General features: G+C 39.4%; 18 protein-coding genes and 1 riboswitch. Of the genes, 11 read left to right on the top strand and 7 right to left on the bottom strand.

All coding sequences use genetic code 11. The features are described from left to right. Together MM239_RS13870 and MM239_RS13865 are read left to right on the top strand one after the other, a co-directional pair. Nucleotides 1-1,350 (top strand): TolC family protein, encoded by a 1,350-nt coding sequence (locus tag MM239_RS13870; RefSeq protein WP_241348846.1) that lies wholly within the window; start codon nucleotides 1-3, stop codon nucleotides 1,348-1,350. Nucleotides 1,351-1,358: 8 nt separating this feature from the next. Continuing rightward, entirely contained in the window at nucleotides 1,359-2,654 is a 1,296-nt protein-coding gene (locus MM239_RS13865; RefSeq protein WP_241348845.1) for an efflux RND transporter periplasmic adaptor subunit, read from the top strand. Nucleotides 2,655-2,938: 284 nt separating this feature from the next. Here the strand turns inward: MM239_RS13865 and MM239_RS13860 are convergent, their stop codons facing one another. Genes MM239_RS13860 through accC form a run of 3 tightly spaced genes read right to left on the bottom strand, consistent with a single transcriptional unit; the run spans nucleotide 2,939 to nucleotide 6,329 of the window. Next, nucleotides 2,939-3,529, bottom strand: a complete 591-nt coding sequence (locus MM239_RS13860) for a Maf family nucleotide pyrophosphatase (protein WP_241348844.1) — start codon at nucleotides 3,527-3,529, stop codon at nucleotides 2,939-2,941. After that, nucleotides 3,526-4,827, bottom strand: a complete 1,302-nt coding sequence (locus tag MM239_RS13855; protein ID WP_241348843.1) for a DUF1015 domain-containing protein — start codon at nucleotides 4,825-4,827, stop codon at nucleotides 3,526-3,528. The genes MM239_RS13860 and MM239_RS13855 overlap by 4 nt, the downstream gene beginning before the upstream one ends. Then, nucleotides 4,827-6,329, bottom strand: a complete 1,503-nt coding sequence (gene accC, locus MM239_RS13850) for an acetyl-CoA carboxylase biotin carboxylase subunit (RefSeq protein ID WP_241348842.1) — start codon at nucleotides 6,327-6,329, stop codon at nucleotides 4,827-4,829. Before accC ends, MM239_RS13855 begins: the two co-directional genes overlap by 1 nt. A gap of 184 nt (nucleotides 6,330-6,513) precedes the next feature. Between accC and MM239_RS13845 the strand changes: the two genes are divergently transcribed. Together MM239_RS13845 and MM239_RS13840 are read left to right on the top strand one after the other, a co-directional pair. Continuing rightward, a complete protein-coding gene (locus MM239_RS13845) occupies nucleotides 6,514-7,764 on the top strand; it encodes an aminotransferase class I/II-fold pyridoxal phosphate-dependent enzyme (RefSeq protein WP_241348855.1) in 1,251 nt (416 codons plus the stop codon). 103 nt (nucleotides 7,765-7,867) lie between these two features. Continuing rightward, the gene (locus MM239_RS13840) at nucleotides 7,868-8,044 is read left to right on the top strand and encodes a histone H1 (protein WP_241292184.1); all 177 of its coding nucleotides are present in this window, start codon (nucleotides 7,868-7,870) and stop codon (nucleotides 8,042-8,044) included. A 431-nt stretch (nucleotides 8,045-8,475) separates the two neighbouring features. On the opposite strand, the gene MM239_RS13835 is transcribed toward MM239_RS13840, so the two are convergent. After that, complete coding sequence (locus MM239_RS13835; RefSeq protein WP_394801508.1) at nucleotides 8,476-10,305, bottom strand: M1 family metallopeptidase; 1,830 nt, start codon at nucleotides 10,303-10,305, stop codon at nucleotides 8,476-8,478. A gap of 169 nt (nucleotides 10,306-10,474) precedes the next feature. Between MM239_RS13835 and gcvT the strand changes: the two genes are divergently transcribed. The 5 genes from gcvT to pth all read left to right on the top strand — a co-directional run bounded on the left by gcvT (nucleotide 10,475) and on the right by pth (nucleotide 14,695). Continuing rightward, nucleotides 10,475-11,572 carry a glycine cleavage system aminomethyltransferase GcvT gene (gene gcvT, locus MM239_RS13830; protein WP_241348840.1) on the top strand — a complete coding sequence of 366 codons (1,098 nt, stop codon included), beginning with the start codon at nucleotides 10,475-10,477 and terminating at the stop codon, nucleotides 11,570-11,572. Nucleotides 11,573-11,624: 52 nt separating this feature from the next. Beyond that, the gene (locus MM239_RS13825; RefSeq protein WP_241348839.1) at nucleotides 11,625-12,350 is read left to right on the top strand and encodes a 2-phosphosulfolactate phosphatase; all 726 of its coding nucleotides are present in this window, start codon (nucleotides 11,625-11,627) and stop codon (nucleotides 12,348-12,350) included. Between the two features lie 102 nt (nucleotides 12,351-12,452). Continuing rightward, complete coding sequence (locus tag MM239_RS13820) at nucleotides 12,453-13,379, top strand: ribose-phosphate pyrophosphokinase (protein WP_241292175.1); 927 nt, start codon at nucleotides 12,453-12,455, stop codon at nucleotides 13,377-13,379. Between the two features lie 42 nt (nucleotides 13,380-13,421). Continuing rightward, the gene (locus tag MM239_RS13815; protein WP_241348838.1) at nucleotides 13,422-13,994 is read left to right on the top strand and encodes a 50S ribosomal protein L25/general stress protein Ctc; all 573 of its coding nucleotides are present in this window, start codon (nucleotides 13,422-13,424) and stop codon (nucleotides 13,992-13,994) included. Nucleotides 13,995-14,134: 140 nt separating this feature from the next. Further along, nucleotides 14,135-14,695, top strand: a complete 561-nt coding sequence (gene pth / locus MM239_RS13810; RefSeq protein WP_241348837.1) for an aminoacyl-tRNA hydrolase — start codon at nucleotides 14,135-14,137, stop codon at nucleotides 14,693-14,695. Here pth and MM239_RS13805 read toward each other — a convergent pair. The 3 genes from MM239_RS13805 to MM239_RS13795 are packed head-to-tail and all read right to left on the bottom strand — an operon-like array spanning nucleotide 14,685 to nucleotide 17,877. Next, a complete protein-coding gene (locus tag MM239_RS13805; protein ID WP_241348836.1) occupies nucleotides 14,685-15,680 on the bottom strand; it encodes an ABC transporter ATP-binding protein in 996 nt (331 codons plus the stop codon). The two genes, pth and MM239_RS13805, sit on opposite strands and share 11 nt — an antisense overlap. A 12-nt stretch (nucleotides 15,681-15,692) precedes the next feature. Continuing rightward, nucleotides 15,693-16,727, bottom strand: a complete 1,035-nt coding sequence (locus MM239_RS13800; protein WP_241348835.1) for a FecCD family ABC transporter permease — start codon at nucleotides 16,725-16,727, stop codon at nucleotides 15,693-15,695. Then, nucleotides 16,717-17,877 (bottom strand): ABC transporter substrate-binding protein, encoded by a 1,161-nt coding sequence (locus MM239_RS13795; RefSeq protein WP_241348834.1) that lies wholly within the window; start codon nucleotides 17,875-17,877, stop codon nucleotides 16,717-16,719. The genes MM239_RS13800 and MM239_RS13795 overlap by 11 nt, the downstream gene beginning before the upstream one ends. A 170-nt stretch (nucleotides 17,878-18,047) precedes the next feature. After that, a riboswitch (cobalamin riboswitch) is annotated at nucleotides 18,048-18,276 on the top strand. A gap of 190 nt (nucleotides 18,277-18,466) precedes the next feature. Here MM239_RS13795 and MM239_RS13790 point away from each other — a divergent pair. Together MM239_RS13790 and MM239_RS13785 are read left to right on the top strand one after the other, a co-directional pair. Beyond that, nucleotides 18,467-20,344 carry a TonB-dependent receptor gene (locus tag MM239_RS13790; protein ID WP_241348833.1) on the top strand — a complete coding sequence of 626 codons (1,878 nt, stop codon included), beginning with the start codon at nucleotides 18,467-18,469 and terminating at the stop codon, nucleotides 20,342-20,344. Further along, nucleotides 20,341-21,411, top strand: a complete 1,071-nt coding sequence (locus tag MM239_RS13785; RefSeq protein WP_241348832.1) for a YncE family protein — start codon at nucleotides 20,341-20,343, stop codon at nucleotides 21,409-21,411. Before MM239_RS13790 ends, MM239_RS13785 begins: the two co-directional genes overlap by 4 nt. The last annotated feature ends 97 nt before the right edge of the window (nucleotides 21,412-21,508 follow it).

Below are 21,508 nucleotides of genomic sequence, written 5' to 3'. Positions count from 1 at the left end.
ATGAGAAACAAGTACACTTTAAAATTGCTGCTTTCTTTCTTTTTACTTAGCCAAAGCATACAGGCTCAAGAAAGTAACTATGATGCACTAGACCTTCAGACTTGCATCGAAATAGCATTAGAAAACAACCTTACGCTCAAAAGAAGCGAGGTTAATCTCGCTTTAAATGAAGCCACCTTGCTTCAAAATCAAGGGCAAAGACTTCCCTCTCTCTCAGCTGGTGGTAGTACAGGCTACAGATGGGGTCGTTCGATCAACCCTGTAACCAACCTCTTTGAGAACAACCGAATTGGTAACGTGAATTTTTCAGCAAGTACCAATGTGACTTTATTTGCTGGACAGCAAATCACTAACTCCATCAAACAAGCCAAAACAGACATTGAAGTTAGTCGACTGAATGTAAAAACTACAGAGAACAACATCACCTTGAACGTGATCAATTTGTTTATCAATGTAATTTTCTCAGAAGAACAGTTGAAGATCGCTAGAAATCAAATGGCTTCAACGAAAGAGCAACTGGAGAACACCACCAAATTAGTGGATGCGGGTTCTCTTCCTCTTGCCAATAAGCTTGATCTTCAAGCACAAAATGCAACAAACGAACTGGAAGTATTAAATGCTGAAAACTCCCTCAGAGGTGCTAAACTTAACTTATTGCAGGCGATGCAACTTCCTTTTGATCCTAACTTAAAAGTGCTAGCACCTGATCTTTCAGTGGAAAACGTAACTATGTCTGGGGAAAGCGTTGAGGAGATTTATGAACTTTCTAAAGAAATCTTGCCTCAGATCAAAGCAGCTCAATTGGGAGTAGAAAGTGCAGAGTATGGCATTAGAGCAGCCAAAGGCGCATTCTATCCTACACTTGGTATAGGTGCGGATGTATTTACCAACTATGTAGACGTAATTCCACTACTTAGAGATCGTGATCCCTTCGTAATGCAATTAGAAAACAACCTCTCTCAAGCAGCTAATGTAAGATTGAGCATCCCTATTTTCTCAAACTTCAGAAACACCGCTGGTGTGCAACGGGCTAGACTACAAAGAAACTTAAGTGAGATTACAGCATTTGAAGTTAAAAATGAGTTGAGGCAAGATATCGAAGTTGCCTTCACCAATGCGATCGCAGCTGATCAAGCCTATAGATCATCTTTGGTAAGGGTGTCAGCTTTGGATGAATCCTTCCGTATCGCCAAGCAGCGATTCGATGCAGGAGCAATCAACTTTGCAGATTACCAACTGGCCCAAAACAACCTTTTCAATGCGCAAGCTGATCTTGTCACTGCAAAGTACACTTACATCTTTAGAGTCAAAGTATTAGATTTTTACCTAGGCAATCCGCTTAATTTATAATTAGAATCATGGCAAAAAAACAATCAAACAAAGTATTATACATCTTACTTATAGCTGTAGGTGTATTGGTAGTATTCGCATTTATTGGTAGGTCTGCTGGGTGGATTGGCGGAGAAAAAGAAATTCCCGTAGAGACAACACTTGCTAAGAAAGTAACAATCACTGAAAAAGTATCTGCCTCAGGAGTAATCGAGCCAGAGATTGAAGTAAAACTTAGCCCAGATGTGGCGGGTGAAATCATTGAGCTCAATGTGATGGAAGGTGATTCAGTAAAAGTAGGTGATTTACTGGTAAAAATTCGCCCTGACAATTTTATCTCAGCCCTAGACCGTGCCAAGGCAAACCTTAACCAACAAATGGCAAATTTGGCACAAGCTCAAGCTAACCTAAAAAGAGCAGAAGCTCAATATACAAGAGCTGAGCTTGATTATAATAGAAATGAAAAGCTTCATAAAGACAAAGTTATTTCTGATTCTGACTGGGAACTTGCTCAATCGAATTTTTTAACTGCAAAAAATGATTTAGAAGCAGCTAAGCAAACTGTACTAGGAGCAGAATACATCATCAAAAGTTCACAAGCCACAGTAGATGAAGCCAATGAAAACCTAAGACTTACCAATGTCTACTCTCCTGTAAATGGTACAGTATCACAACTACTCGTCGAAAAAGGGGAAAGAGTGGTAGGAACTCAGCAAATGGCTGGTACAGAAATGCTAAGATTAGCGGATTTGAGCAAAATGGAAGTAAGGGTCAATGTCAATGAAAATGACATTATTAGAATCAGCTTAGGCGACACCACTTTGATAGATGTAGATTCTTATGCTTCTATTTCCAAAAAATTCAAGGGCGTAGTAACTTCCATTGCAAATTCAGCAAATACCAAAGCTAGTATAGATGCAGTCACTGAATTTGAAGTGAAGATCAGGATTTTGAATGATTCTTATGCAGAACTGGTGACTGAGAAAAACAGGTTCCCTTTCAGACCTGGAATGACCGCTAGTGTGGACATCATCACGCAAAAGAAAGAAAACATCCTAGCAGTACCATTGGCAGCTGTCACTACCAGAGAAGATGACGTAACTACCACAGCTGACGGTAGCAAAAAATCAAAAGAATTGGTCTTTGTAGTAAAAGACGGAAAAGCTTCAAAACGAGAGATCAAGTCAGGAATTTCGGACTTTGATCATATTGAAGTGATAGAAGGCATTGAAGAAGGGGATGAAATTATCTCTGGCCCATATTTCACTGTGAGTAAACAAATCAAAGAAGGTGACCTCCTGAAAGTAACCAAAAAGACAGAATAATAGCTATTATTCATCATAAAACTAAAATGCCTTTGAAAATAGAAGACTTGTATCAACTAGATTCAAAGGCATTTTTTATTTGTAGCCTGAAAGTATTTTAGTTCATAGGGATAAGGGGAAAATCGCTTTTAACAATCCCTAGCATAAGAACCCCTCTAGGGTAAATCTTTTTCAAAGTCCATAGGTCAAATTTGGCAAAATGATATTCATCCCATCTTGAGCCCTTGAAGGATTTTCCCTAAATACTTTTACCTGATTGTAATAATTACCCCTATACAAATAGACTATTTACCTCCTTCGATCAGTGCTTTCAAAGCTTGGTAAACCAAATGAACAGGAAGTCCCATAACAGTGTAGAAAGACCCTTCTATCCTACCTACAGCTACATATCCTATCCACTCTTGGATACCATAAGCACCAGCTTTGTCTAGCGGAGAAAATTTATTTACATAATAAGATATTTCTTCCGCTGATAGATCCGCAAAATCAACTTTAACCTTATCCTGCAGTGTAATTTGACCTGTGGCATGTGTCAAAGAAATACCTGTGACAACATGATGAGTTTTGCCTGAAAGTGCAGTTATCATGGCTACAGCTTCTTCCTTATCTTTAGGTTTGTTAAGGATTTTTCCATTCAGAATCACCACCGTATCAGCTGTCAAAAAGACCTCATCCTGACTCAATTCTTGAGCGAAGGCATCTCCTTTCTTTTTGGAAAGATAGCCTGCAACTTCAAAAGGATCCATATCTTCTGGAAAACTCTCATCCGTATCTTTGGTCTTTATTATAAAATCGACTCCCAAGCCATCGAGCAGTTCTTTCCTACGAGGTGACTTGGAGCCCAATATCAGCTGCTTATTTTTTAGATCGATCATTTTTTGAACATATCATATGAAAACTTAAACTCATCTTCCTCTATCGAGGCAAACAATAAACCTGAAAGTGTTTTTGGGTAAAAATAGGTTGATTTTTGTGGCATTGTATGACCTGATTTACAAACTTCAAGAACTTGTCTCATGGCTATATCTTTGGTAATGACCGCAAAAGACGCTTCTTTAGAGACCACTTTGGCAAGACACTTTCTCAAATTACGTTCATAATTGATCTCATCAGAGAAACGTTGCTTGGCCATAGGTATACCCAGCACTTTCTCTATCAAATAATAGTGAAGTACAATGAGGTCTACATCATGCAATACCGCTGGAATACTAGTTGGTAACTCTTGTATGCATTCAGGCTTGAGCCTGATCTTATAAGCTTCTTCACCCATCATCAGACCAAAAGCCCATTTTTTGTGTAAAATCAGCTCTTCTATCTCATCCACATCATTGAGTTGACGGATGATGAAGTACGCTTCTATTTTCTCCAGCAATTCTTTAGAAGACAAATCTATTCCAGTAAAAACCCTGTGCGTAGGCAAAATCTTTAGGTTTTTGTCTGAAGCATTGGTCAGATACATCATGTGGAAATTATACGCCTCATCTCCTGTATGACTCGGGTTTGACGCCATCATTTCCTTTCTGAATGCTATGGCACCTTCATACCTATGGTGACCATCTGCCAAGATCACTTGCTTTTCGCTAAGAAGCTTTACAAATTCACAGATCGTCTCTTTGTCTCGGATTACAGCTAGGACTTCTCTTACTCCTTGATAATCTTCGATATCATACAATGGATTTGTGATTGCTTGATCCATATAAGATTCGAGTGTATGAGCATCATCTTCATACAGTCCATGAGTTGCACTTGACTGGAACTTGGTATGTTTTAGGAGCTCGACACGATCATTCACTGATTTGGCTATGGTATTTTCATGTCTCAAGACCACATTTTCTTCCCAATCATATGCTTTGATCTGAGCGATGAAGCCTTTCCTGCATGTTTCTCCTTCTTGACCAGGCATGCGAAAATATTGATAATACACATAGATCCCTGGCTCAAGATCTTGTACCAAGACCTTTTCTCGCTTCCACTTATCCATCAATTGCTTGGCCCTCTGAGCTGGTTGTGAACCTTGAGGTACAGATAAGTGAATGCTATTGATAGGATTAGCATACAGTGCCTCTCTCTGCTTAGTAGACACTACATCAAACAAAGGAGATGTCAACTCCTCCATTTGATTTTTATACTTTTCGTGATATCGGAAGGCTTTGATTGGTAGTATTTCAGCCATTACAGAAGCCTATTTTTCCATTTTGTCCTTGGGAATTGATCTCCATGCAAAGATTTTACTTTTCGCAAATCCTTCTTTGAAGATTCAAAAATCTCAACTGCAGAAGCAGCAAGTAGGGAGAGTTCATCATCTGTCCACTGCTCATCAAGGCTTTCTGGGGTAAAATATCGCTCTACAAACTTGGTATCAAAATCACCACTCCTAAAGGCCTCATGCTTCATAACAAATTTGCAAAAACCTAAAGTTGTCTCTATACCAGTGATTTGATATTCTTCTATCGCCCGGATCATCCTGTCCATTGCCTTTTCCCTAGTATCTGCATGAGTGATCAACTTTGCAATCATCGGATCATAATAGATAGGAATATCCATGCCTTGCTCAAAGCCATCATCTACCCTGACTCCCGAGCCTTGTGGCCTGATGTAGGTTTGTAGCTTTCCAATATCAGGAAGGAAATTGTTTTTAGGATCTTCTGCATACACTCGGATTTCTACGGCATGCCCATGAATTTTAAGGTCTTTTTGATCAAAAGATAGCGGGAGCCCCTCAGCTACTAAGATTTGTTCTTTTACCAAATCTACTCCAGTGATCATCTCGGTGACAGGATGTTCTACTTGAAGCCTGGTGTTCATTTCCAAAAAGTAGAAGTTCAAGGCTTCGTCTACAATAAACTCGACTGTTCCTGCGCCATAATAATCACAGGCTTTGGCTACTTTTATGGCTGCCTCACCCATGCTATGCCTCATGTCATCTGACACTACAGCAGAGGGAGCTTCTTCCACCACTTTTTGATGCCTCCTCTGGACAGAGCACTCCCTTTCGAAAAGGTGAACCACATTTCCATGATGATCTCCCAAAACCTGAATTTCAATATGTCTAGGTGAGGTAATGTATTTCTCTATAAAAACTGCACCATCACCAAAGGCTGACTGCGCCTCTGATATAGCGCGCTGCATTTGTTCTTCAAACTCCTCCTCCTTTTCCACGATACGCATTCCTTTACCTCCACCACCAGCACTGGCTTTGATCAAGATTGGATAGCCAATCGATGCAGCTGTAGACTTGGCTTCGTCTATGTCAGCTATAGCCTCTTCCGTACCTGGCACCATAGGAATTCCATATTTAGATACAGCTTGCTTTGCTGCCAATTTTGACCCCATTACCTCTATCGCCTGGGGTGAAGGGCCTACAAAGATGATCCCAGCCTCAATAACCCTTTGAGCAAATTTTGCGTTTTCAGACAAAAACCCATAGCCTGGATGTATCGCATCCACCTTGAGGTCTTTGCACGCTTGTATAATCTTGTCTATCACCAAATAGGATTGATTAGAAGGAGCAGGTCCAAGACACACCGCTTCATCAGCATACTTGACATGCGGAGCATGGCGATCAGCTTCACTGTATACTGCAACAGTTTTTATGCCCATTTCTCTGGCAGTCCTCATGATTCTAAGACTTATTTCTCCTCTATTGGCTACCAGAAGTTTATGTATTTTTTTCATATTTGGGTTTTTTCATTTATTCAAAAAAGCTTAACCCACGAAGTAAATAAATTTATGTGAGGATTTGAAAGAATATTTGAAATGACCCCTCAAATTTTGTAGGAATAGTAAAATGTATTACTTTTGGCGAGTTTAGCGGTTTCTACCGTTGTTGAAAAATTGTACAACAAAACCTTTCAAAGCATTGGATTTATTTGATAAATTAAATACGAACTTGGGCCCTTTGGGCAAGCATTCTGAGTTATCAGAAGGATATTTTACGTTCCCAAAACTGGAAGGCGAGATCGCTCCAAGAATGAAATTCAAAGGCAAAGATGTCCTTACTTGGAGCCTCAACAATTACCTCGGACTGGGCAACCATCCTGAAGTAAGAAAAGCTGACGCAGAAGCCGCTCAAAAATGGGGAGCAGCTTACCCTATGGGTGCTAGAATGATGTCTGGTCAGACAGACTTACATGAGCAGCTGGAAAGAGAACTTGCAGAATTTGTTGGAAAAGAAAGTGCATACTTACTGAACTTCGGCTATCAAGGCATCCTTTCTGTGATCGATTCAGTTTTGGATCGAAAAGATGTAGTGGTATATGACAGTGAATGTCACGCATGTATCATAGATGCCTTAAGGATGCACCTAGGCAAGCGTTATGTATTTCCTCACAACGACATAGAAAATTGTGAAAAGCAATTAGAAAGAGCTACCAAACTCGCAAATGAGCAAGGTGGTGGTATTCTACTGATTACTGAAGGTGTATTTGGTATGACTGGGGATCAAGGCAAACTTGCCGAGATCGTCAAGTTGAAAGAGAAATTTAACTTCAGACTTTTGGTAGATGATGCGCATGGATTTGGTACCATGGGCAAAACTGGCGCGGGAACTGGTGAAGAACAAGGAGTACAGGATCAAGTAGACCTTTATTTCTCCACTTTTGCAAAATCTATGGCTTCCATCGGTGCATTTATCGCAGGTGACGCCAAAGTGATCCATTACCTCAAGTACAACATGCGTTCTCAAATCTTTGCAAAATCTCTCCCAATGCTACTCGTAGAAGGAGCGCTGAAAAGATTAGAATTGCTAAGAACACAACCTGAACTAAAGGATAACTTGTGGAAAATTGTTAACGCATTGAAAAATGGACTTACTGAAAAAGGTTTCAGCATTGGCAACTCCAATTCTCCTGTTACCCCAGTAGTACTTAATGGAACTGTAGGCGAGGCAGCAACTTTAAGCAAAGATTTAAGAGAGAATCATAACATTTTCTGCTCTGTTGTAATCTACCCTGTAGTACCTAAAGGCATGATTATCTTGAGGTTAATACCTACAGCTGTACATACATTAGATGATGTAGAAGAGACCATTGCTGCCTTTGAAGCAGTAAAAGACAAGCTTGCTAGTGGTTACTATAAAACCTCAGAGCTAGCAATTTCCTTCGGAGAATAAAAAAAAACAGACAAAAAAGCCTTCTAATTGTTGTTTTAGAAACATTTTGCATATATTGAACGTCAAATTAAACTTATCATCAACCTTAAAATTAACTTTTACTATGAGCAGATTTAGCGAAATTAAAGATCTTGTACTAGGTCTAGAAGGTGACTTCGAAAAATTCTATGACAAAGGCAATCAAGCAGCCGGAACTAGGGTTAGAAAAGGAATGCAAGATCTTAAGAATCTAGCGCAGGACATCCGTAAGGAAGTTCAAGACAAGAAAAACGCTGGTTAATTAAAACGATACCATAGTTTATAAAAGGAGATCAATTGATCTCCTTTTTTTACAAAAAAGGTCAACAACTTTACGCAGTTTTTGACCTTTTCTTTTTTTAACAATAAAAATACCTGAAATCCGCAGACCTTTCAGGTTTTCATTGACTTCCAATCAGTTGTTAGAAATGATCGAATGAAACCTGAAAGATCTATTGTCATGATAAATTAATCAAATACAACATTGTCTTGCGGATTTAAGGGAATAAGAGAAGCTACCTGTTGGTAGACTATTTTACACTTATAACCTCCTTTATAAATAACTCAAGTTTAGTATTGCAATTTACATTTGATCAAATTCAACAAACTTCAAATTGTATCCGAAAGGATTCAATCAAAAAGCCGCCAATCTCTCTCGCATCATTTGGTTTCCTACATGAGGATTTACCAAAATCACTTTTTTTCAAGATTTGTAGTCACATCTAGCTTATTATTCTCTCTGTTGACGTCAGCCATTCTTTTGCTAGGGTCTATTTCGACAGACTTAATATCTGCTAATGGTCTTTCAAGAATCACTTCAGTATTGTAGTTAGTCCAAGGCCATTTTTGAGTTTTGACACGCTTAGGCATTCCTTCCTCCTCTGGCTTGTTTCCCCTTTGGATGACAAGTGGAAGATAGATCATTTCTTGTGAACCATCTTGATATGTCACAACCAAGTCTACCGGCATTGGCATCATGCCTACTCGCTCTAGGGAAATTTTAGTATCATTCCCTGCGGCTTCCACCGATTTCACACCATAGTCAATGGACTTTGTAGAAGCTATAAAGTAATCATAGTACCAATCTAGCTCTAAGCCGCTGACTTGCTCAAAAACCCTAATCACATCATGCCCATTTGGATGCTTGAACTGCCATTCATTCCATAACTTGAGCAAAGCTTTATCAAAATTCTGCTTACCTACTACATAAGCCATTTGCTCCACAAAAACTGCCCCTTTGTTATAAGTTCCTGGACCATAAGCTGAATTCAAATTATAATGATCTCCATGAGTAGTGAGCGGCTCTTCATACCCAGCATTTTCTAGTCTAAAATAAGAACGGTAACTTCCTTCATGTATAAAATTTGAATCTTTTTCAAATACTGCATCCATCACTACTGAAGTCCCCCAAGTGGTGAAACCTTCATCCAGCCATGGTTCTGAAGACTCATTGAATCCTAAAACCCCATAATACCAACTATGTATCAGCTCGTGTACAGTGACTCCAACAAGACTGCGTAAGTTTCTGTGACCTGTGATCAAAGTGGCCATTGGGTACTCCATTCCGCCATCACCACCTTGGATTACCGAGTACTGATCGTAAGGATATTTGCCAAAATTCTCGCTACAATATTCAATTGCATCAATAGTGTATTGCATCAACTTACCCCAATTTTCCTCCGTCTTCTCATTTTTCACATAAAGCAAATGAACCATCGGGCCATTTTCCATTTGAACTTTTTCGTGGGTATACTTTGGATCAGCTGCCCACATGAAATCATGCACATTTGGAGCCTTAAAATGCCATGTAAGGTTTTTTCCTCTCGCACTAGGCACTTTTACTCCTTCATCTTCATATCCTTTACCGATTTCATTGGCATTCTGTAGATAGCCAGTACCCCCCAAAGTATAACCCTTGTCAATGGTGATTTTCACATCAAAATCTCCAAAGTTGCCATAGAACTCTCTTCCTATATATGGATTAGCATGCCAACCTCTCGTATCATATGCAGCCATCTTAGGATACCACTGAGACATTGAATACCGAATACCTTCAGCATTGTCTCTTCCAGCTCTACGAACTTGAAGTGGTACTTGACCAAAGAACTCCATATCAAATACTACTGTCTGACCAGGAAGAATAGGTTCGCCTAGATCTACCTCTAGAATAGTCTCTTCATGTTCAAACTTCACAGGTTTTCCATTCATGGAAAGCTTTTTCACTTCTAATATCCCATACTCTTCAGGACTCAAGTTTTGAATACGATCCATCACCCTACGATCTGGATCTGCTATAGTTCTTGACCTCACATCCATCATGCTATTGGGCTGAAAGGCATTGTAATACAAATGGTAAAATGCTCTATTGAGCGTATCTGAAGAATTATTTGTGTAATGAAGCTTCTGAGTACCTGTATATTGATTTTTTTCAACATCCATGGTCACATCCATTTCATACTTAACCTTCTGCTGATAGCGATCCTTTTGAGCTTGGGTATCTGGAGAGATCCCCAATATCAGCATTCCAATGACAACAAACGATACTTTTTTGAACATATTCAATTTTAGAATTTTTGCTAAAGTAACCTAAAAAATAGGCTGACCGCAAGCCATTAGTATAATATTTAAAATTCAGTTTCGCTTTCTTAAACATGTTTATTTACCTTTGCCTCCTCAAGAAATAAACCCGATCATGGAAGAAAACATCAAAAAGATACAACTCAACGACCTCCACGTGGTATTAGGAGGAAAAATGGTACCATTTGCTGGCTACAATATGCCTGTAAGGTACACCTCTGATATAGAGGAACACAAGACTGTGCGCGAAGGAGTAGGTGTATTTGATGTTTCACACATGGGAGAATTCATGGTGACTGGACCGAAGGCATTGGACCTGATTCAAAAAGTAACATCCAATGATGCTTCTAAGCTCATCAATGGTCAAGCGCAATACTCTTGCTTTCCAAATGAGCAGGGAGGAATTGTGGACGATTTAATTGTATACAAGTTTGAGGATGAAAAATACATGCTTGTGGTCAATGCTTCTAATATAGAAAAAGATTGGGCTTGGATCAATAAGCATAATATTGAAGGAGCTACATTGGAAAATATTTCGGAGAAAATCTCCCTATTTGCAATCCAAGGTCCTAAAGCGATAGAAGCCGTACAGTCCCTGACACCAGTAAATCTTTCGGAAGTAAAATTTTATCATTTTACTGTTGGTGAGTTTGCAGGAGTGCAAGACGTGATCATTTCTGGAACAGGTTACACAGGTGCTGGAGGCTTTGAGATTTATGTTGAAAATCAAGATGCAGAAAAGGTCTGGAAGGCAATTTTTGAAGCTGGAAAAGATTTTGACATCAAGCCTATTGGCCTTGGAGCTAGAGATACCCTAAGAATGGAAATGGGATACTGTCTTTATGGAAATGACATCAATGATGAGACTTCACCTATAGAAGCTGGACTTGGATGGATTACAAAATTCACAAAAGATTTCATCAATAGTGACAAGCTCAAAAAACAAAAGGAAGCTGGAGTAGATAAAAAGCTTGTTGGCTTTGTGCTGCATGAGAGAGGCATTCCAAGAGCTCACTACCCTATCCTGAATATGGATGGTGAAACGATTGGGGAAGTGACTTCTGGCACCCAATCACCATCTATGTCCGTAGGGATAGGACTTGGCTATGTACAAACAGCATATGCATCCGTGGGCACAGACATTTATATACAAATTAGAAATAAAAACATCCCAGCTAAGGTGGAAAAACTGCCACTTTACAAAAAACATTAAATAGAACCCGCATTGCCTTCCTTGAGCACTGCGGGTTTTTCTTTTACCTATCATGAAAAAAAACATAGAAGTTTGCTTTAGTCCAGCGCTGATTCACTTACATGACATCAATGACAAAATCGTTGTAGTGGTAGATATATTTCGTGCTACCTCCACAATGATAACAGCCCTGAGCAATGGTGTGAGCAGTATCACACCAGTAGCAGACTTGGAAACATGCAGGTCTATGAAAGCTGAAGGCTACCTGATAGCCGGTGAAAGAAATGGTCAACCTGCAGATGGCTTTTTGCTTGGCAATTCTCCTTTGACTTATTTAGATAATGCATTTGCAGGTCAAAAAATCGCCATGACTACCACCAATGGGACACTTGCTATAGAGAAATCAAAATCAGGAGCTAGAGAAATCTTGATAGGTGCGTTCATCAACCTTTCGGCAACTGCTCAATACCTCAAAACACAAAATGCTGACATTCTAATCCACTGTGCCGGCTGGAAAGGAAAATTCAACTTAGAAGATTCCTTATACGCAGGAGCGTTGGTAAGTGCCTTAGCAGAAGATTTTTCAATTGCTTGTGATGGAGCCATAGCGATGAAATCACTCTACGAAACAAATGAAAGTGACTTGCAAGGCTTTCTTTCTCAAGCTTCACACGCCAAGAGACTACAAAACCACAACATAGAAGCAGATATTGACTTTTGCTTACAGCTTGATCAATATATGATTATTGGCAAACTAAAAGGCCAAGAACTTGTGGCACAACCGATTAAAATCGAATAATAATTCAAAGCTAAAAATTTACATGCTGTATGCTTATGAAAAATCCATACATTTGTAAGCATTCGAAATCAAATAGATTCTTATCCAAAACCCTTCACAAAAATGACTGAGGTCAAACTCTTCGCCGGAACCAACAGTATCCAATTAGCAGAAAAAATCGCCAAGCACTATGGCAAAAAACTAGGAGACCTTACCCTATCCAAGTTTAGCGATGGAGAAATGTCTCCAAGCTTCAATGAATCAGTACGTGGTTGTACTGTTTTTTTGATACAGTCTACCAACCCATCCGCTGACAATTTACTAGAGCTATGTCTGATGATAGATGCTGCAAAAAGGGCATCTGCCTATAAAGTCTGTGCAGTAATTCCTTATTATGGCTATGCTAGGCAAGATAGAAAAGACAGGCCAAGGGTTTCTATAGCTGCAAAACTTGTAGCAAACATCTTAACCTCTGCTGGAGCTGACAGAATCATGACTTGTGATCTTCATGCAGGGCAAATTCAAGGTTTTTTTGATTTACCTTTGGATCATTTAAATGGTTCAGCTATCTTTGTGCCCTATTTGGAGCGCTTGGATACAAGTAACTTGATTTTTGCTGCACCTGATGTGGGTGGAGTTGCAAGAGCAAGGTCTTATGCTAAGCATTTTGAAGTAGAAATGGTAGTCTGTGATAAGCACAGAAAAAGAGCCAATGAAGTAGCTTCTATGCAGGTAATCGGTGATGTAGAGGGAAAAGACGTAGTCCTCGTAGATGACTTGGTAGATACAGCGGGTACGCTATGCAAAGCTGCACAGATTATCATGGACAAAGGTGCTAAATCTGTAAGAGCAATAGCTACTCATGGTGTACTTTCTGGAAAAGCTTATGAAAACATTGAAAACTCTGTGCTACTTGAATTGGTAGTCACTGACACTATCCCCGTAAGACAAAAGTCTGAAAAAATTAGGGTAATATCAGTTTCAGACCTATTCGCAAAAGCAATACATGCAGTGACAGGAAATACATCAATCTCTGCATTATTTATTTAAGAATTACATTTAATTATTTATAACAAATCAATTTTAAAATTTATGAAATCTTTAGAGATTATAGGGTTTAAAAGAGCAAATCTCGACGGAGCTGCACTGAAAGAAATCAGAGAAGAAGGAAGCGTTCCTTGTGTAGTTTACGGCCCAGGTATCAAAGAGCAGATTCACTTCCACTCTCCTGCTATCCTTTTCAGAGACTTGATCTACACGCCAGATGTTCACATGGTAGAGTTGAACATCGAAGGTACAAAGGTGAAAGCTATCTTGAGAGAAGCTCAATTCCACCCAGTATCTGAGGTATTGCTTCATGCTGACTTCTTGGCATATACGGAAGACAGACCTATCAAAATGGACATCCCAGTAGATATCCAAGGAACTTCCCCAGGTATCCAAAAAGGTGGTAAGTTGGAAATGAAAGCTAGAACGCTTCAAGTAAAAGGTCTTGCTGCTAATCTTCCTGATAGAATTCCAGTAAACATCTCTCACCTAGACTTAGGTAAATCTGTAAAAGTAAGTGAGTTGTCAGTAGAAGGTTTTGAAATCCTTACAAGCCCTAACGTATCTATCGCTACGATCGGTATACCAAGAGCACTTAGAGGTAAAAAAGCTGAATAATCACAGCTTTATGCAATATTTAAAAATCCTGCTTGTTCGCGAGCAGGATTTTTTATTTTTACATTTAAAACATGTTCAATCATTTTTTTTTCGATTGAGGTGAAAAAAACTAGATATAAGCTTAGAAAGAAAATTGACATATGAAATACTTAATCGTTGGCTTGGGCAACATAGGACCTGAATATGAATTGACCAGGCATAATGTAGGATTTTTAACATTAGATAGACTTGCTGACAAGCATGAAGCCTCATGGAAAAGTGGAAGGTTAGCTTTTACAGCTGAGTTTAAGTATAAAGGTCGGCAGGTTCACATGATCAAGCCCACTACTTACATGAACCTAAGTGGAAAAGCGGTCAACTATTGGATGAAAGAGCTTAATATTTCCAAAGAAAATGTATTGGTAATCGTAGATGATGTAGCACTCCCATTTGGCAAATTGAGAATGCGTGGCAAAGGATCAGCAGCTGGACACAATGGACTTAAGAATATTGAAGAACTTACTGGAGGTCAAGACTATCCTCGACTGAAATTTGGTATCGGTGATGACTACCCAAAAGGTAGACAAGTGGAATATGTCTTGGGAAGGTGGACACAGCAAGAAATTGATGAACTGCCTATGTATATGGACAAAGCCATTGAGATGACTTTATCTTTCTGTACCATAGGAATCAATATAACAATGACGCAATTCAACGAATAGTAAAATCAGCTATAAACTGCTGAAACGAATAAAAATGCTCTAATTTGTCTCCATCTTTCACTGTCAATAGAAATGGTGCATTCTCAATGCTTATTTCAATATCAAGTTCAGAAAATGATTGGGCATTTTTTCTAATAATCGATTTCAGCCAACGTGCCAATGTTTCATTTCCAAAGATAGCTGGGTACTTAAATGGACTAGCATCCTGAACTTTGCCCGAGAAAAGATCAAATTGAAGTTTTTCATCAGGAAGTAGCAGATTGATTCGACCACTGATGATCAGGTCTTCTGGTGTACCACATACCATAGGCTGACCACACTGCATGATCCAAAACTCATCTGCCGTATCAATTGCAATATCCAGATCATGAGTGACTACCAAAATTGCTTTATGCTCTTCTTTGGCAATCCTTCTCAAAAGATGCATAACTTCAAACCTATTGATCATGTCTAAATGGGCTGTAGGCTCATCCAAGATCAATAACTCTCCATCTTGAGCCAAAGCCCTAGCTATCATCACTTTTTGAAGCTGGCCATCACTCAATTCACTCAACACGGAATTTCGTAAATAGTTGATTTTGGTGATTTGAATTGCGTTTTCAACCTTTTGATGATCTAGCTTTGACATACTTCCATGCCAAGAAGTGTGTGGAATTCTACCCAAAGCAATCATCTGGTATACTGTCACATTTCCCAAGCTCACCTTATCTGTCAATACTACAGCAACCTTCTTTGACAGTTCAACATTTGATATTTTTTCAATTGATTTTTCATGAAGCAAAATATCACCTGACAGCTTGGGCAATTGCCCCATGATTGTCTTCACTAACGTAGACTTCCCCACTCCATTGGGACCTAACAAACAGGTAAGCTTCCCCGCATACAGCTCTAAGTCAAGATCCTCAGCCACAACAATTTTCGCCCCATTCTTCCTATAGCCAAGCTTGAGGTTTTTTGATCTCAAAACAACTTTTCTATTTTCCATTTGCCATTTTGATTAAAACTCTTTGCTAAAATTCCTTTTCAAAATCAGCCATATCACCATCGGAGCCCCTACCAGAGATGTGACAGCATTGATGGGAAGGGTTTGAGCCGAACCTGGAAGCTGACTGATACCATCACATACTAACAAAACGATCGCTCCCAGCAAAGCTGATGCAGGAAACAACACCCTGTGATCTCCAGTCTTGAAAATCAAACGTGCCATGTGTGGGACAGCAATGCCAATAAATGCAATAGGGCCACAAAATGCGGTTGCTGAGCCTGCCAAAATCCCCGTACTGATAATCATTCCCCATCTCAACCTTTGGATATTTACCCCCATACTTTTAGCATAAGACTCTCCCAAAAGCATTGCATTATATGACTTGATAAATACCAAAACTGGCAACAAGCCAACCAAACATGCAGCAAAAAACAACTCTAATTGACCAGCAAAAGTACTCCCTAAGCTGCCCATAGACCAAACTGTATATACTTTGAGCTGATTTGCATCGCTGAAATAAGACAATACTGACACTATCGCTCCTGCCAAACTACCAAACATCAGTCCTACGATCAAAAGCGTCATGCTATCCTTAACCCTCCATGCAGTAAAACTCATCAATAACAAAACTAAAATAGCTCCCAAAGCTGCTGCAATTACTACAACCCATATGCCTACTCCGCCTGAAAAAAAACTTATTCCAAAAGCAGAACCCGCCATCACCAACAAGGCAACTCCTAAACCTGCTCCTGAGCTAATACCTAATACATAAGGCCCTGCCAGTGGGTTTCTGAAAAATGTCTGCATCTGTAAGCCACTAACTGAAAGCGCTATACCTGCTAAAACAGCCGTAAATGCCTTTGGCAACCTGTATTCAAAGATGATGATTTCCCATGATTTTCTAGGGAATTCATTCCCTAAAAGCCTGCTAACAATCTCATTGAAAGGAATAGATACTGATCCTATGCTCATATTGATAAAAAAAGTCAATATGAGCATCAGTAGCATCATTGCAAAAAGGATATTATGCTTTCCCTTAATTCTCATTCAACTTGGCATAAAAATACATTGTATAATCTGGCAATAACTCCGGATGCAAGATTTTAATAAGGTCCTTAAGTATAAGATCAGGGCGCATATAGCCAAGCTCAAAGTATTCTATACCTCCTGTCGCCCCTTTTTTCGATGTGTAAGAATAAACTTTCCCTTGTCTAAATGCCTCAAAATTTCCATACCTATTGTCTGATAATCTCAATGCTTCTAAAGAAGTATAATCAGAAGCACCAAGCCAATAATCAGCATCTTGAGCTTGATCTAAGACATGCTCATAACTGAGCTGAGCACTTCCAGTACCAGATTGATTTTCAAAGACATATTTACCACCTGCGGCTTTCAGTAGTTGTGCACCCCAAGAATCATTCCCGGGCACATACCAGATATCTTTATACATTACTCCTGCCATTACGCTAGGTTTCCTTCCTGAAGATTTATGCTCCACGAGCTTATTTGCCTCTTGATAATTTTTGGCTATTTCATCGAAGACATTGCAAGATGCTTCAAATTTCCCCAACAATACTCCTGTAAACTTTATCCACTCTGCCCTTCCAAGTGGATGCTGCTCTACATATTCACCATTGATCACCGCTGGAATGCCTGCAGTTTTTAATAAATCCAAATGCTTCAAATCTTCACCCATCGTAGAGATCATCACCCAATCAGGTTCTAAGTCTACCATCATTTCCACGTTTGCTTGAGCACCTGATCCCAAATCTCGCACCTGACCACGCTCGATGCGTTTTCTCGTATCAGTGCTTGATATTAAATCTAAGTTGGGAAAACCAATAAGTCTTTCGGTACATGAAAGTAAATCCAAGTGCGGAATTTGAGTAGTCGATGTCAAAATCACCTGCTCAACAGGTAACGTAACTACGGCATCAAAATCCCCATCTGGTCGGGTAATATCTTTGTTTTCCAAAATCAAATATTTGAAGGGGTCATGTGATCCTGAAAAAGCTTTTGTCACTTCCAAGACCCAATAACCTTTTCCTTTAAACACCTGAAAACCTTTAGCATAGAGGTTTTCTATTTCTTCTACATCAGGCTGGAATGAATTTGTCTTTTGCTCACATGAGGGAAGCAAAAAGATGATTAAAAATAATAAAGGGATTGTTTTTAGTGTTTTTTGAAAGGATTTCATAATGGGTTAAATAAAGCCAAAATCACCTCAAAGATACAAATGGGATTGAGTTTTCACTCAAAAGCAGATATAAAGCTACTCCAATTTATTTTTCAAAAGATAATTTCAATCCAGAAGGATTTCAAATCATTTTTCCAAAGTTTGTTTGAAAACTTTCAATTTGAATCCTTATGTTTGCAGCCTGAATTGGTTCTCGATCCTAAATCAGGCCCTCGAGATTAAAAGGGAATTCGGTGTAATACCGAAGCTGTCCCCGCAACTGTAACCTTTTCTCAGAAAATGCTGAGAAAGTGATTTGCCTCCACAATGCCATTGTTCATCCCGATCACAATCGGGAGAGGATGAGAAGGCCGGTAAATCCAAGGAAGCCAGGAGACCTGCCTTTTCTACTCAAATTCAAAGCTTTCGGGTGAAAGGCGGAGATGAAAAGAACTTGGTACAGCTCTTGGAGTAAGCAGATTAAGGACCACATCCTTTTAGTATTCTAGAAAGCCATTTGCTTGTATCACCCTCATTTCTCTCACAACAAATTTCGCACTTGCAATGAGTTTAAATAATCAGTTGCCATTATTTAACTTCAAAACAATTGTTGCTCATCAGTTTATTATGCTTTGTATCCTTGAATTTGGATACAGCTACTTACCAGCATAGCCTACAAGATACTGTAGAACTTCATGCTATAGATGTCTATGCCTCTCCTCTTGAGAAATTCAGCCATGGCCAGACACTACATACAATAGATTCAAGAGATTTAGCTGATTTTCAAGGGCAAGCTTTTGCAGAAGTTTTACAACAGCGAACAGGGCTTTTTCTTAGACAATATGGACCAGGCATGCTCGCTTCTTTGACCATGAGAGGTACTTCTGCTGGACATAATGCTGTTTTCTGGAATGGCCTACCGGTAAATAGTCCCTCTTTGGGACAAGCTGATTTTTCGATTATCCCTGTAGGTGGATTTGATCAAGCTACCATTCACTACGGTAGTGCTGGAGCACTTTATGGCACAGATGCGATAGGTGGAGCAGTGCACCTCAACAGCCGAAATCAATTCAATCAAGGACATCAAACAAGAATAAATACAACCCTAGGTAGCTTCGGAAGATGGAATCAACTGGTAGCGTATGAATTTTCTAATAAAAATTTCTCTACAAGAACACGAGCTTATAGGAACTATACAAAAAACAACTTCAAATTCAATAACCTAGCGAGAGCTGGTAGCCCTGAGGAAAGACAAAGACATGCAGCTGTTGAGCAATTTGGTGCCATGCAAGATTTGGCTTGGAACCTAAGCAAAAAGCAACAACTCAGCACTTCTATTTGGTATAACTTCAGCGATAGGCAAATCCAACCGGTAATGGGTTCCAATGATCGGGATCAACAGGTAGATAGGAATTTTCGTGCAGTGGTCGATTACAATCAGTTCTCTAGCAATTTGATCTGGAATATAAAGTCAGGTGTAGTATTGGATGAAATCGATTTCAATGGCAGTTTGAGTCAAACAGTGCAGTATTTGTTATCCACAGATGTAGACTGGACTGTATCAGAAAAGCTCCAATCAAAATCTGGCATTCGCCACAATCATGTAAGAGGAAACTTAAGCAGCTATCAGGCAACTGATGATCGGACAGAGCTTTACCAAGCTATAAATATTCGCCCAATTTCAGATCTAGCCATTTCAATCAACCTTAGGCAAATGATCTACGATGGCACTTTGGCACCTTTCACCCCTAGTGCTGGAGCAGAATGGACTTTTAGAAAAGGGGAACACAATAAAATTAGTACCCATACCGCTGTTTCTAGAAGTTTCAAGATTCCCACACTTAATGATAGGTTTTGGGTACCTGGTGGCAACCCAGATATCGAACCCGAGAAAAGCATCAGTTCTGAAATTGGCTTGAAACAAGAACTGGAAAAAAATGGATTTCAGCTAAGTAATCAAATCAACATTTACAGCATGTGGGTAGACAATTGGATCATTTGGCTACCAAGGGGAAGCTTTTGGAGTCCTGAAAATATCCGTGAAGTTAGAAACCAAGGCATTGAGTACTTTGGGGCTGCATCTAAGACTTATGGAAATGTCAAAGTCAGCTTAAGTGCGACCTACAACTATACACTTGCCACAATTTTAAACAACATCTCCTCCAATGATCGCTCACAGGGCAATCAATTACCACTAACACCTAAGCACAAAGCTCAAGGCAATATTCGAATAGCCTACCAATCAACTGAAGCCATGATCAACGGCCATTGGGTAGGTGAGCGATATGTGAATACAGACAACATCTCAGCAGTAGCACCCTATGGACTTTTGGATTTGGGTATCAATCACAAATTGAAGCTCTTTTCTACGATTAACGCCACGCTTGGTCTTCAAGTCAACAACCTGACAAATAGCGATTATCAAGTGCTTCGGCTGAGAGCTATGCCTGGAAGAAATTATCAAATTAATATAAATGTAAACTTATGAGAAACTTTAGACTACTTGGCTATCTCTTAGCCTTATCATTATTCATTTACTCTTGTGATAGCAGTAGAGACGAAACCCCTTTAGGAGAATTTGAAAGAGGTCTTTTGATCATTAATGAGGGGAATTTCAGTTCCAGAGATGGCGATGTGAGCCATTACAATTTCACAACTGGACAGGTGCAGCAAAATATTTTTGAGCAGGTAAACAACAGACCATTCGCTGGGGTACTTCAAGATCTTGTCCTTCATAATGATTTCTTCTACTTAGTCTCTAATACTGGAAAGGTGGAGATTGTGAATAAGAACACCTTTCAAAGTATTGGGTCTGTAGAAGGAAGTGAGGAAAATCCAGAATTGATCCAGCCAAGATCTCTCATCGTAGCAGACAACAAATTGTATATCTCGGATCATGGTCCATATGACAGCAACTGGCAACTCAATGACTCCTACATCGCTGTAGTGGACAACCTTTCAGGTGGTCAGGTTTCTAAAAGAATCCCAACATCCAGTAGTCCGGAAAAATTATACAAAATCAACAATGACATCTTAATCGTGTGTAGAGCGGCTAGAACCATTGATGTATTGCCTATAGGTGGAGATGAAGTAGAAAGGAGTATAGAAATCGCAGGTACACCAGCTAGTTTTATCGAATTGGATGGTAAACTACTATTATTTGCAAGAACTTCCACTGCCATATATTTCCACGAAATCAACAGAACCAATTATAGCATATCAAATACCACCGAGATAGCCATTCAAAATGCTACAGCAAGACTTGCTTTGGCTGAAGCTGGAGAAGCCTACATTGTGTCAAGTTCTGGCTACCCTGACTATTTCGATATGATTAGCAAAATATCTATTACTTCTGGTCAAATACTTGATTCAGAATTCTATGAAGGAAGAAGGATGTACGGAATAGGTTATGATGCCACTGATAAGTACATTTATGTATCAGATGACAATGGGCTTCAAGGATCAGGTACTGCCATAGTGCTCGATCAAAATGGTGAACAAGTAAAAACCATTCCAACAGGTGTGGGACCTTCTGGTTTCTATTTTAGGAGATAAAACAGAAGACTTGCTGTTGATCGTAGACCAAAGATATTTATTTTTGGTCTACGATTTATTAAAAGCTTCTAAGATTTAGTTTCAAGCTTTTCTGAAA

This window comes from Belliella filtrata (genome assembly GCF_022549775.1).
Taxonomy (GTDB): Bacteria; Bacteroidota; Bacteroidia; order Cytophagales; family Cyclobacteriaceae; genus Belliella; species Belliella filtrata.
This window is presented reverse-complemented; position numbering and strand designations above follow the sequence as displayed.